The organism is Flavobacterium sp. (assembly GCF_043722275.1).
Classification (GTDB): Bacteria; Bacteroidota; Bacteroidia; order Flavobacteriales; family Flavobacteriaceae; genus Flavobacterium.
This window is the reverse complement of sequence record NZ_JAYSPC010000038.1, coordinates 1-12,537: the sequence shown is the minus strand read 5'-3', so window position 1 is coordinate 12,537 and position 12,537 is coordinate 1. Positions and strand designations below refer to the sequence as shown.

The following is a 12,537-nucleotide window of genomic DNA, read 5'->3' as shown; positions in this document are numbered from 1 at the left end:
AATCTGCCTTAATCTGCAGAATCTGCGTGAAAACAATTTGTGTAAATTCGTGGCAAAAACTAAAAGGAAAAATCATTTTAATTCTTTAATCTGTAGCAAAAAAATTAAACGCTTTCGTTCAAAATAGAATAAACCAATTCCTTAGTAGGTTTTTGATCTTTTAGTTTTGCTCGCACATCATCAAACGAAACCTTGAAATCACAACCTAATTTATAATCGCCACAACCATAAGCAGTTTTGCCTTTCATGATTGTTCCTTTTTTACATTTCGGACACGTCAATGAATCTGATGTTGTATTTGATGCAGTTTCTGATTTTGCTTTCAAAGCTGTTTTCTTTGTCTCTAATTTCAGCTTATAATTTTCTTCAAAACGAATCAAACCTTCAACAGTTCCTTCGTCGGTTTTAAAGCCTTTTATGTTTACAGTTGATCCTTTTTGGACTAATCGTAAATATTGGTTTTCAGATATTTTTTTATCTGCAAAAGTATAAGGTAATAAAAAGTCACAACCCGCTTTATAATTACCACAACCATAAGCCGATTTTCCTTTTATTAAGGTTGCTTTTTTACATTTCGGACAAGTTTCGGCTAAAATTCCTGCGGCTTTCTTTTTCTCAATCTTTACGACTTCCTTTTGAACGCTTTGTGCGTGCGAAATATTGGCGTGTCGGGTTTCACTTCGAACTTCGGTAACCAAAGCTTCAACCATTCGCTTCATGTTTTTAATAAAAGCTCCGGCGGTAAAAGTTCCTTTTTCAATATCTTTCAATTGCTTTTCCCAGGAACCCGTTAATTCTGCTGATTTTATGAGTTCATTCTGAATCGTATCAATAAGCTGAATTCCTGTTGGCGTAGGTAAAACCTGCTTTTTATTTCGAACAATATATTGACGTTTAAAAAGCGTTTCGATAATATTTGCTCGTGTTGACGGACGACCAATTCCGTTTTCTTTCATCAATTCGCGTAAATCTTCATCATCAACTTGTTTTCCTGCGGTTTCCATTGCGCGCAGTAAAGTTGCCTCGGTAAACTGATTGGGCGGTTTTGTTTCTTTTTCTAAAAACGAAGGTTCATGCGGACCTTTTTCTCCCACAACAAAAGTCGGTAATAAATCGGCTTCTTTTTCTTTGGCGTTTGTGCTGAGCGAAGACGAAGTGTCGAAAACCACTCTAAATCCTTTTTTTAAGATTTCTTTTCCCGTGGTTTTAAACATTACATCGGCTGCTTTTCCTATTACTGTGGTATTCGCAACCAGACAATCATCATAAAATACAGCAATAAATCGTCTTGTAATAATATCATAGACTTGTTGCTGATTGTATTGCAAATTAGATTCTATTCCGGTTGGAATAATCGCGTGGTGATCCGTAACTTTTTTATCGTTGAAAACCTTAGGTGATTTCTTTATTTTTTTTCCTAGAAGCGGTTGCGTTAATTCGGCGTATTTGGATAATTTTTGCAGAATTCCTGGCACTTTCGGATAAATATCATTGGGTAAAAAAGTCGTATCAACTCTGGGATATGTCACTACTTTTTGTTCGTACAAAGTCTGTACAATTTTAAGCGTTTCATCTGCCGAAAATCCAAATTTTGTATTGCAATAAACTTGTAATCCAGTTAAATCAAAAAGTTTCGGTGCAAATTCGTTTCCGTTTTTCTTTTCGACCGAAACAATTTCGAATTCACTTTCTTTGACTTTATTGGCTAAAAGTTCTCCATCTTCTTTTTTGAGAAAACGACCTTCTTCATAACTAAAAAGTGTTTCTCTGTATAAAGTTTGTAATTCCCAATAAGGTTGAGGTTTAAAATTTTCGATTTCTTTCCAGCGATCTACAACCATTGCTAATGTTGGCGTTTGAACGCGCCCAATAGACAATACTTGTTTGTAGCCGCCATGTTTTACGGTATATAAACGCGTTGCATTCATACCTAATAACCAATCGCCAATGGCTCTGGAAAATCCGGCGTAGAATAAATTATCGTAATTAGCTGATGGTTTTAAGTTGTCAAAACCTTCTTTTATGGCTTCGGTTGTTAAGGACGAAATCCATAAACGCTGCACTTCGCCTTTGTAATTTGCTTCGTTCATTACCCAACGCTGAATCAGTTCTCCTTCTTGCCCGGCATCCCCGCAATTAATGACTAATTCGGCTTTGTCGAATAAACTTTTTACAATTTTAAATTGCTTTTGAATACCTGAATTTTCAACTACTTTGGTTTCAAATTTATCGGGAAGCATGGGCAGATTGTTCAAATCCCAGCTTTTCCAGTGTGGCTTGTAATCGTTAGGTTCTTTTAGAGTGCATAAATGACCAAATGTATAAGTCACCGCATAACCGTTTCCTTCGTAATATCCATCGTGTTTGGTATTGGCTCCCAAAACGGATGCGATTTCTCGTGCTACACTTGGTTTCTCAGCTATACAGACCTTCATTTTCTCCTTGTAATTTAAAGGCGAAATTAGGGATTTTTTTATAGAAAGGAGCAAAGGTTGTTAGGAACAAAGGCACAAAGTTTTATTTATTAAGTTTAAACTTTGCGCCTTTGCTTTTTTGCGTGAAACTCAGAGTACTCACATAAAATATACTTTAGTCGACTACTATTTTTAAAGTTTCACTTTTTGTCGTTTTTAGTAAATATATTCCTTTAGGTAAATTGCTTACATCGACCTGAGCTTTTCCATTTTCTATCTTTGCAGACTTTAATTGTTTTCCGGTTAGGTCATAAAGTATTGCATTTCCATCTGTGCTGGCATTTTCTATAGTAAAATAATCACCTTTTACAGGATTAGGGTACGTTTTCAAATTTGATTTTTCTATGTAACCAATAATGCCCAAAGTACCATTTTTTGATTCATAGGCGCCTAAGTCAATAGTAGTTTCGGTAATTCGCGATCTTCCGGATAAGTCTAAATTACCAAAAACTAAAGGATCATATAAGGTATTATTACCTTTATTTATGGCGATTCCTCCTTCTAAAAGTGTGTAATCTCCGGCAGCAGGATTATTGAAAATTTGGGTATCACTAATTCCTGTTGCATTGATATTGTCATTAGAAGTATCTGTTTTGCCTAAAATTATAGAGTTTTTTGAAGTGTAAGGACCATAAAATATATCATTTTTAAAATCGGCCCAAACAATACAATTTGAAAATTTAATAGATCCCGTGTCCGAAATAAGGGCCTCAGCAGTATTATTAACAAAAGTAGTATTGATAATGTCAAGTGTAATTTTATCAGAACTGTACAATTCACTTCCTTGTGTTCTGGCTTTATTATTTACAAAAAGACTATTTACAATTTTTAATGTAATTTCATTATTACTTACTATTGCACCTCCGAAATGATAAGCTGAATTTTCAATAAAAGAGCAATTATAAATATTAATAATACATTTTAAAACATTGAACATTCCTGCACCGCCATTATTACCGCTTGTTCCAGATATAGAGATGTTTTTTACAAAATTGCAATTGTTAAAGGTAACAGTCGAATTTTTATTATAAACAGCTCCGCCATCCTCGCCACGATTCTCTGTAAAATTACAATTGGTAATAGTAGTTTGAGATGTAACATTACTTACTGCACTCAAAAAAGAAATGTTTTTTTCGAAAGTACAATCCTTTATTGTTGGCGAAGAAGATGAGTTGTAAATTGCGCCTCCTGTGTTACCTGTAAAATAACAGTTTGTGATGATAGGGAAACCGCTGAAATTATAAATACCTCCTCCTCTTGATGCATTATTATTTTGGAAAATGCAATTTGATATGACAATAGAGGAACTTATGCTATTAACGCCGGCGCCATCACCTGGAAGACCACTGGGAGTTGTTGTTGTAAATCCATCAGAAATTGTAAAACCACTTAAAACAGTTGCATTGCTTAATTGGTTTGTTGTAATAACAGAACTTCGATTACCTTTTAAAATAGTTTTGTTTTTTACCCAATCACGCTGGCTTAAATCAATTTCGGTTCCATTAAATCCGCCATAATATTTTATACCTTCTTTTAATTTAAAAGAGAAGCTATACATAGGAATATAAGTTCCCGTAGCTACCCAAATTTCCAAAACCGCTGTATTAGTGCTTTCCACTGCTGTTCTAAACTCTCCCAAAGCATTATTCCACGATGAGCCGTCTCCTGTACTGCCTTGTTTTACATACAAAATGCCTTTTGCATCTGGAGTTGGACCAGCAAGGACTTTAAAACTTTTTGCACTTATATCAGTTCCTTTAAAAAGACATAAAGACAGCAATAACGAAAAAAATAAAATGTGTAATTTTCTATTCATATATAATATTTAAATTAGTAACCATAAATTCTTTGAAATTTTTAATTTTCAAAAGCAAATAATTTGCTTTATTAGGCTTTGTAAATAATTTTTATTTTTTTCGAAATATACAAATTACTCACAAAAAAAATAAAAATTATTTACATTTTTAGAATAGTTATTTACTTACAACAACCAGATGGTTTTTATAAATTTCACACTTTAAAAACATCAATTCGTTGCATCCAGAAAATTCCTGATTCAACAAACGTAAGTCTTATTTTAACGATTTGATCGGTTTTATCTCTTGGATTTTTAGTTATAAATCTCGCTTTAGAATTATTAAAATCCAACGTATATTTTTCGTCAAAATCTTCTTTTTTATTTGCCGAAAAAGTAATCAGATTTTCCTTTGCCATCCATTTTCCTTTTCCGTAGATGTTTACTTCAGGAGGAGTTCCGCCTTGTATTTTTGTATAGGAATGAAACAGGAATGTTCCGTCTTGATTTAAGGTTAATTTATATTCTATGATATGTTTTCCTTCTTCGCCAAGTGAACGCGAATACTCACCAACAAAATTGTCTGATTGTGCAGATAAAGTCAGGTTGAAAATTAAAATTATAAGTTTAATTATGAGTTTCATTGGAATGTTTTTATTGGTTTAAAACAGATAAAAATGATTTTTCCAAAATTAACTCATTTAGTGTTAATTCCCTTACGTAAAGCCGTAAATGCTGATTTAAAATTATTATATAATAAATTCCCCTTCAAATAATGTTACTGCTTCGCCTAAAATAAAAACTTTATCGTCTACAAGTTCTGTACTCATAATTCCGGTTCTTGATGAAGATTGATAAGCATTGAATTTTGTTTTGTTCAGTCTTTCTGCCCAATATTTAGTCAAAAAAGTTTGAACGCCGCCAGTTACAGGATCTTCATTTGTGCCGGACCAAGGCCAGAAATAACGGTAATGAAAATCGAAATTTTCAGTGTCTGAAACTGCGGTTACTAAAACACCATTTATTCCGGTATATGAATTTATTAAAGCCGTAAAATCAGGTTTTAAATTGGCGAGTTCAATGGCACTTTTAATTTCAATTAAAATTATTTTATTTTTTGGACTGTATCTTTTATTTGAAATTCCTGAAATTCCAAGCGCGTCTGTCATTTCCTGAGGAACTTCGGTTTCTTGAGTGCTGTAAACAGGAAATTGCATTTTGATTTTATTTCCTACTTTGGCAATAGGCAACTCAACATTTTCAGCGTTGATAAATTTTATATTTTCGAATGAAGTCGTATCAAACACGATTTTTGATGAAGCCAATGTTGCGTGCCCACATAACGGAATTTCTGTTTTTGGAGAAAAAAACCGAATGCTATAAGTGTTATCTGAGATTTGCTTTATAAAGGCAGTTTCCGAAAATCCAATTTCCGTTGCAATACTTTGCATCGTTTCGCTGTCTAGTTCTGTGTTAGGTAAACAAACTGCAGCCGGATTTCCTTTAAATTTTTCGTTCGTAAACGAGTCTACAAAATAAGTCTTCATTTTTTAAATATTATGTCTTACTGCGACAACAATTTCCAGATAATTATCATAGTCGGGGTCAATAATTAATTCTTTGCCATTTTCAAGAAAAATTGTACTTTCAAAATAACCTGGAGTAATTTGTCCTGCATAGCTATCTGATCCTTGAATGCGTTCTGTTTGAATATTTACAATAGACGAAAAAGGAATAAATTCTACCTTACCTGAAAGTAAAGTTGTTTTTTGTAAACCATCTTCTATAACAGTAATCTCATTAACCGTGCGGAGTTTAAGAATGTGGATAAATATGCTCAATGCTAAAAAAAGTATCGATTCTAAAATTACCTTATAATCTTGATTTCTAAAACCATTGAAAAGGTAATAAAGACAAAACGAATCAATTATGAAAAAAACTATGTTTACCCGAATTAAAAATAGAGTTCTAAATTTTGAATTTATTTTCATTTGATGCTCAGGATATTTAGCAATTTAAATTATGACGAATATAAGCTTAAAAATTCTAATTTAATATTTTTTCATGTGATCGGTTGTATACACCCGATTGTATACAATCACCAAAAACTCACTTATTGCTTGTAATTTTGTTTCGATGAAAATCTACATAATTAACTAAAATTAAACATGGAAGTAAAAGATACAAAACAAGCTACAGAATTTTTTGAATTAATGAATAAAACAAAAGATTTCAGAATACTAAAACAAGAAAATAATAGTGATAATTTGTTTAGCATAAAACTAAAAGTTTCCGGTTATAACGAAATGAATATAATGGTTTCGGATTTGTTAAAAGCAAGTATTATTTTACTTCATGACGATGCCAAAAGTCTTTCGAGCATTACAGCAAATACAGATGTGAATGTAATGACTTTGCTTGAAATTGCATTGCAACTTTTACCCGAACAAGAAATGGAATTGCTGGATGATTTGCATAAGATTTATTTGCAATCAAATACACATACTGATCGATAGCGCGGATTTGCAATCCGTGCCCACAAAGATTGGTTTTTTTGTTTTGGTTATTTGTATTGTTTCTAACTGTTGCGGGCACGGATTGCAAATCCGCGCTATCAACGTGAAGAATATATCTGCGTTATCTGGAATCTTGCAATATATACTTTTGTATCCTGTTCGTTTTTATCTGCGTTCACGAGAGATATTTCGTGCCAGAGATATTAAAACCTGATATATAACTCTTTTTATAACCCCTATGTTTTTGTAAGAAAAAAGCGTATCTTGCAACAAGAATAAAATACAATGGTAACTTCAAATTTTTATTTAGTAAATAGTTGTTTAATGCGCTTGATGTGCACATTATCCTATTTGCATGATGATACTTTCTTAAAAAGCTCAAAAGAGTTTATTAATTCTGCCCTGTCACAACTCTAGGCAGGGATCCTTTTATTATATATAGTCATTTATTTAATCTTCAATTTTTATTTAGGATGTGATATCATTGAATTTGCCCTGGCTGCAAGATATTCAGTGAAGAGTGTATGTCACAATCTATTTAAAATGAAGCAAACAAGAAAGTCATGTCAGAAAATATTATATTAACAACAGGAACATACGATTTAATTAAAGATCACGTAAGACGTAAAAAAGTAACACCACAAGAAGAAGAGTTGTTATTAGGTCAGTTAAAAAAAGCAACGCAGGTATTGCGAAAAAATCTACCGGAAGATATAGTTTCAATAAACCGAAAAATAACTTATAAAGACCACACCAATAACGAAGAAAAAACAATTTTACTTGTAGGTCCTGAAAAAGCCAAAACAAGCAAAAACAAAATTTCGGTTCTTTCAGATGAAGGTATTGCAATGGTTGGCTACAAAGTAGGAGATATTATAGAATGGCCTGCCAAAAAAGGAAATCTAAAATTAGAAATTTTAAAAGTAGAAGAGGAGATTTAATCTCTTTTTCTGATTTATAGTTAATAAAAACATCCCAAAGAGTTTTCTTTTTGGGATGTTTTTTGGTTTTAATGATGATGTGAAAAGTTTGTCAAGTATTACTCTTGCGTTCGCGAGTGGGACTCGCGCCAGCTTATAAGCAATCTTTATAATATTTGAATTCACTTTTAAAATTTCAAATTCTTAATTGGCGGACCGACTCTTTTAAATCCGTGGTCTTCCCGAAATTTATCCTGCTCTGCTTCCGACATATTTTTTGTAGCTCCCTGACTAACTTTATTGAAAAATTCTTCCATTTTACCTGCTGGCTGAAAAAACATCAATAGTTTTCCGTCGCCTTCTCCAACTTTTGCAAAACTATGAGGAATCATTCTTGGACCAAAAACACTATCACCTGCTTTTACTTCATGTACAGTATCTCCAACTTTTATAAGAAATTGGCCTTGTAGAACATACCACCATTCGTCCTGATCAAAGTGATAATGATGAGCAGGGCCGCCCTCTTTTACTCGTTTTGATTCGAATACATAAATATCGCCGTCAGTATCTGCTGTTGAAACCTTACAATCGAATGTGTCACCGTCAAATAAAGACAGGCTTTTGTTTTTTCTGTCTGTGTTAGAATCGACCTTAAAACCTTTTTTTTCTCTAAAGTTCAATGATGATTTAGCAATCATGACAAATGGTGTAGACACTAAAGCAATTGATGACAAACATACTTTCAAAAAATCTTCTCTTTTCATATGCAGCTATTTTAGTTTAGTCATATCATACCGCCATCAATTATTTCTGTTTGCAATTGCGATATAGCCAAAGATAAGAATTAAATAGACTGAAATTAGTTATTTTTTAGTGTAAGTTGTTTTATTTCAGGTTGTTGTGGGTAGTTTTTTTATAGTTTTTTACTACTATTATCCGTTACGTATTTTTCAAGTTTATGCATATAGTTTTTCTAGGCTAACGCGAGCGTCCCGCTCGTGCCCGCATAATATTTATTTTGTTATTTATCATGGCTTGCGTTCACGAGCGGGACGCTCGCGCCAGCGGGGGATCATACAATTGATTGATTGTTGATTCATTGTTGCATCTGAAAGTGATTATTTTAAAACCATCTTTCTCTAAATGCTTTTTTCTATAAACAGTTTTTCCGCTTTTTGAATAACCTAAAAACAGCAATACATTATCCTTACTAGTAAAAAATTCATTTATTCGTGCATTGAAATCTAGTCTTTCAACAAATGTATGTATAGGTACTCCACTAATTTTAAAAACTTCTGATGTCCGTAAAATGGTAATTTTATTTTCGTTCTTTTTAAATAAATTTTTAAAGAAATTAATCATTTATATTTTTTTAAATTAATAATTATGAGACATGTATGAGTACTCAAATTTACTTAAATCTATGCTTGTATTTGAATTAAGTAATTAACAAAATTGTTAATGTATTTGTTGGAAAAATTAGAATCAACATCTTTTAATTAATTTAAAAAAATCTACGAATAACTCTAATATCTCATTTTGGTTTTCTATTATTTATATTAGCAAACACAACGCCGCTTAATACCGAAATCTTTACGGAAACTGTAAACACTCTTATAAATCCATAAATCCGCGCTATTAAAAGTGAACATATATCCGCATCATCTTGGTTTTACTCCATATTAATTTCATATCTAACTTTAAGTTGTTTAATGCAGCCAGAACATTTTCCACACGCTATATTTGAGATATGACAAGAATGAGCGATACTTAATAAATCTAAAGGAACTTTAAATTTAGTTACTAGCTCATGACTAAAGAAATCCAAAGTGGGACATAATACACGAATTTTTCCTTCTTGGTACGAGACAAGTTTGTCAGATAATTTGTAAAAATCTTCGGTACCATCCTTATGGAAATTATCCGATTTTACAGATGCTAAATATAGTTCAGAAATACCGTCTTTTATTCCTTGCATAGAAGCTAAAGTAATTAATAACTGATTTCTAAATGGCCACCATTCTTCAGATGGAGAAATGCTCAAATTATCAGAATCGGCTAAAGTTCCACTTCCTAAATTTTTACAATCAACACTGATTACTTTATGTTGAATTCCTAAATTTTGACAAACATAATTAGAAACATAAATTTCTCTTTCAGCAACTGTTTGTCCGTAATCAATTGTATATGCAATATCGGGCTTAAGATAATATGTTAAGCATATTGAGTCAATTCCTCCAGATAATAAAATAGCTTTTTTTATAGATTCCATATAGTTTGATAGATAGCAGTTGTTAGATGTTTGTAGAAATGAATATTTCCAGGTTTAAGCATTAAAAGGTCATTATCATTGCAAGTTCGGTGATAGCCAATTATTTTTTTTCCTTTAGCCAATGAATAACCAGATTCGATAAGAGTACCTGAATCAAAATTATCTAAAACGCAGAAAATTATATCAGAGTTTTCTATGCCTTCTAGATCTTTTGTTGCTATTGCTGTTTCATCTCCCAATCCAATATCATGAAAGGGTGAGAAAACGTTTACGCCAAAAGATAGAAAAGCAAAACGTATCTTGTCGATTAAAATTAAGTCAGAGATAGAAAAAAAAGGAGAAGCTAAATAAATTTGCTTTTTTGAAATTGTTTGATTGTGGAACTCTGTATAATCAAAAGAATCTAAGATTGATGTATCTACATAAACTTTCTTATCACAAAACACAGCTGTCGATCTTGATGCATGTATTGCTGAATCTTCTAAAGATAAGCCCTTCATCATCCAATAAAAGCCAAAACTTGATGTGAAAATGTCACCAGAACCTATTTTGTTTACATTATTAGTAATATACGAGGGAATTTCTATTTCTTTATCTTTCAAATATAAAGTTGCTCCAAAAGGACCATTTTTTATTATAAATGCTTTAGCTTTTTCTGAATTAAAAAAATAATTTTTAATTTCATTAATATCTTCAGAAGAAGCAATTGAGAAAGCTTCGTTTTTGTTCACTATATACACAAGTTCTTCTGCCTTACCAAATTCACTAAATTTCTTTGGTTTTATAGGAGTTTGAGGATCGTAAACAACTTTATTTCCGTCTAATATAAAATCTGCTTCTAGCATACCAAACGCTATGATATTTTCGGATTTTATATTTAACTGCTCAACTTTGGAAATCGTAAGCAAATGTGGGAATATAGTTGGCTGATCAAGAGAAAAGCTATATTTAAATGTTATTATTTCATTATATTCTTTACATTCAAAAGTAAATCCATTATAAACTTTTTGATTTTCGTTCAAATAAATAATTGTATCATTATTCCCTACTGTGTTAAAATCTACCTTACAATTGTTTTCTAAAAGAAATTTTGTGGCACGAAAACCTGAACCATAAATTTCAATTGAAATATCATCATAATCTATTTCTCGATACGTTCCACCAACAACTTTTATCATATTATTTCTTTCTTATTTGCACACGACATAAAGGCGAATTTATATTTATTATTTCCGCTTCATATATTGCTCCTTTTTTAATGCATTCTATTATATCTGGAGTATTTAAATGAAGAATAGCTCCAAGTAATTCCCCATCTCCATCTTCTAATAATAAAGCTTCATTTTTTCCAAGTAACACTTGCAAAATATCTCCTATTTTGCGTTTTTCAAGAACTATAATATTTAAAGATGAAACATTTGTTATTATAATGCTTGTATCGCAGTCAAATTTAGTTCGTTGTGGTGGTAGATAACCACCTCCGCCAGATCCACTCATATAGTAATTATTTAATTATTAATTTTAAATTGTTTTTTGGCAATTTTTAAGCCTGATAACTTGAATTATTGATATTTTTGTTTTAGTTACTACTTTTATTAATCACAAACTTCGTCTTTAATTTAAACTAATTACCAAGTAAAAACACCTGATTTTATTTTAAATGATTTTTCATAAAAGTAAATTGCTTTAATTGAATCATTTTACGGAAATCCATAATTGCCTGAAAAATATATTTATTTAATAGTAAATCTTAATTATAACAATTTTGTTATATAACAAAATTGTTATAAATTTATATATTCTACTACTATCTATTTAATGTAAAAATTCAGACAAATATGAATACACAACAAAGAATAATTTCAGTTATTATTGAAAAAACTGCTACAGGTTTTTCAGCTTATGCAAAAGAAATTGATGGATTAGCTACAGTAGGAAATAGTATATTTGAAATAAAGGTAAATTTTATAGAAGTCCTTCAATATCATGTAGAATATTTACAAGAACAAGGAGAAAAAGTTGCAATAAATGATTTTGATATTAGTTATCAAATAGATCTTGAACAAGTGTTTGATTATTTTAGTGTAATCAATAAGTCCGCTTTTGCAGAACATTATGCAGAAATGAATCAAAGTTTATTCCGCCAATATACTAAAGGATTAGCGAATTTATCAAGCGACAAAATGTTACAGATTTCTAAGGGTTTACACAAATTAGCCGATGAGCTAAGTGATTTGACTTTGGTTTAGATAATTGAATCTTACGTTATTTTATAGTTACGGAAATATTTCTTTTGAAACCAAAATCCCTAGCCCTGATAAAAGCGGCATCCTTTTTAGGCAAACGAAAATTTCTAAATCAAACGAAAATATTCTGCCTAAAAAGATATAGCGGATAGCAGGAAACAGCTCCAAATAATAATCAAAATTTCTAACAAACAAAGCCTTAAAAAACTCAAAAGGTTAATGATAGAATTTTAAACAAAAATTTCGTAAATTTGCACTCCAATAAAAGGAATTAGAAAATGTTAGATAGACTTCAAATAGTAAAACAACGTTTT

13 protein-coding genes are annotated in these 12,537 nt (G+C 31.3%); 3 read left to right on the top strand and 10 right to left on the bottom strand.

Features of this window, described 5'->3' with window-relative positions:
• Positions 1 to 104 precede the first annotated feature (104 nt).
• The 5 genes from ACHZDT_RS04950 to ACHZDT_RS04930 all read right to left on the bottom strand — a co-directional run bounded on the left by ACHZDT_RS04950 (position 105) and on the right by ACHZDT_RS04930 (position 6,110).
• Positions 105 to 2,435 carry a DNA topoisomerase 3 gene (locus tag ACHZDT_RS04950; RefSeq protein ID WP_394773537.1) on the bottom strand — a complete coding sequence of 777 codons (2,331 nt, stop codon included), beginning with the start codon at positions 2,433 to 2,435 and terminating at the stop codon, positions 105 to 107.
• 154 nt (positions 2,436 to 2,589) lie between these two features.
• Positions 2,590 to 4,290 (bottom strand): T9SS type A sorting domain-containing protein, encoded by a 1,701-nt coding sequence (locus ACHZDT_RS04945; RefSeq protein WP_394773536.1) that lies wholly within the window; start codon positions 4,288 to 4,290, stop codon positions 2,590 to 2,592.
• 194 nt (positions 4,291 to 4,484) lie between these two features.
• On the bottom strand, positions 4,485 to 4,913 hold the full coding sequence (locus tag ACHZDT_RS04940; protein ID WP_394773535.1) for a hypothetical protein: 429 nt from the start codon (positions 4,911 to 4,913) through the stop codon (positions 4,485 to 4,487).
• A gap of 105 nt (positions 4,914 to 5,018) precedes the next feature.
• The gene (locus ACHZDT_RS04935) at positions 5,019 to 5,816 is read right to left on the bottom strand and encodes a PhzF family phenazine biosynthesis protein (RefSeq protein WP_394773534.1); all 798 of its coding nucleotides are present in this window, start codon (positions 5,814 to 5,816) and stop codon (positions 5,019 to 5,021) included.
• 3 nt (positions 5,817 to 5,819) lie between these two features.
• Positions 5,820 to 6,110, bottom strand: coding sequence for a hypothetical protein (locus ACHZDT_RS04930; protein ID WP_394773533.1), 291 nt, complete (start codon positions 6,108 to 6,110; stop codon positions 5,820 to 5,822).
• Between the two features lie 327 nt (positions 6,111 to 6,437).
• Between ACHZDT_RS04930 and ACHZDT_RS04925 the strand changes: the two genes are divergently transcribed.
• The gene (locus ACHZDT_RS04925) at positions 6,438 to 6,785 is read left to right on the top strand and encodes a hypothetical protein (RefSeq protein ID WP_394773532.1); all 348 of its coding nucleotides are present in this window, start codon (positions 6,438 to 6,440) and stop codon (positions 6,783 to 6,785) included.
• Positions 6,786 to 7,348: 563 nt separating this feature from the next.
• Positions 7,349 to 7,726, top strand: a complete 378-nt coding sequence (locus ACHZDT_RS04920) for a GreA/GreB family elongation factor (RefSeq protein WP_394773531.1) — start codon at positions 7,349 to 7,351, stop codon at positions 7,724 to 7,726.
• A 167-nt stretch (positions 7,727 to 7,893) separates the two neighbouring features.
• Here ACHZDT_RS04920 and ACHZDT_RS04915 read toward each other — a convergent pair whose 3' ends face one another.
• From ACHZDT_RS04915 to ACHZDT_RS04895, 5 genes are all read right to left on the bottom strand, one after another.
• Positions 7,894 to 8,469, bottom strand: a complete 576-nt coding sequence (locus tag ACHZDT_RS04915) for a cupin domain-containing protein (RefSeq protein WP_394773530.1) — start codon at positions 8,467 to 8,469, stop codon at positions 7,894 to 7,896.
• A 277-nt stretch (positions 8,470 to 8,746) separates the two neighbouring features.
• Positions 8,747 to 9,067: a hypothetical protein gene (locus ACHZDT_RS04910; protein WP_394773529.1), complete on the bottom strand. Its 321-nt coding sequence runs from the start codon at positions 9,065 to 9,067 to the stop codon at positions 8,747 to 8,749.
• Between the two features lie 310 nt (positions 9,068 to 9,377).
• Positions 9,378 to 9,977, bottom strand: coding sequence for a 7-cyano-7-deazaguanine synthase (locus tag ACHZDT_RS04905; protein ID WP_394773528.1), 600 nt, complete (start codon positions 9,975 to 9,977; stop codon positions 9,378 to 9,380).
• Positions 9,965 to 11,155 (bottom strand): PfkB family carbohydrate kinase, encoded by a 1,191-nt coding sequence (locus ACHZDT_RS04900; RefSeq protein WP_394773527.1) that lies wholly within the window; start codon positions 11,153 to 11,155, stop codon positions 9,965 to 9,967. Before ACHZDT_RS04900 ends, ACHZDT_RS04905 begins: the two co-directional genes overlap by 13 nt.
• A gap of 1 nt (position 11,156) precedes the next feature.
• On the bottom strand, positions 11,157 to 11,474 hold the full coding sequence (locus ACHZDT_RS04895) for a hypothetical protein (protein ID WP_394773526.1): 318 nt from the start codon (positions 11,472 to 11,474) through the stop codon (positions 11,157 to 11,159).
• A gap of 341 nt (positions 11,475 to 11,815) precedes the next feature.
• Here ACHZDT_RS04895 and ACHZDT_RS04890 point away from each other — a divergent pair, with 341 nt between their 5' ends.
• Positions 11,816 to 12,226: a hypothetical protein gene (locus ACHZDT_RS04890; protein WP_394773525.1), complete on the top strand. Its 411-nt coding sequence runs from the start codon at positions 11,816 to 11,818 to the stop codon at positions 12,224 to 12,226.
• Positions 12,227 to 12,537: the final 311 nt, after the last annotated feature.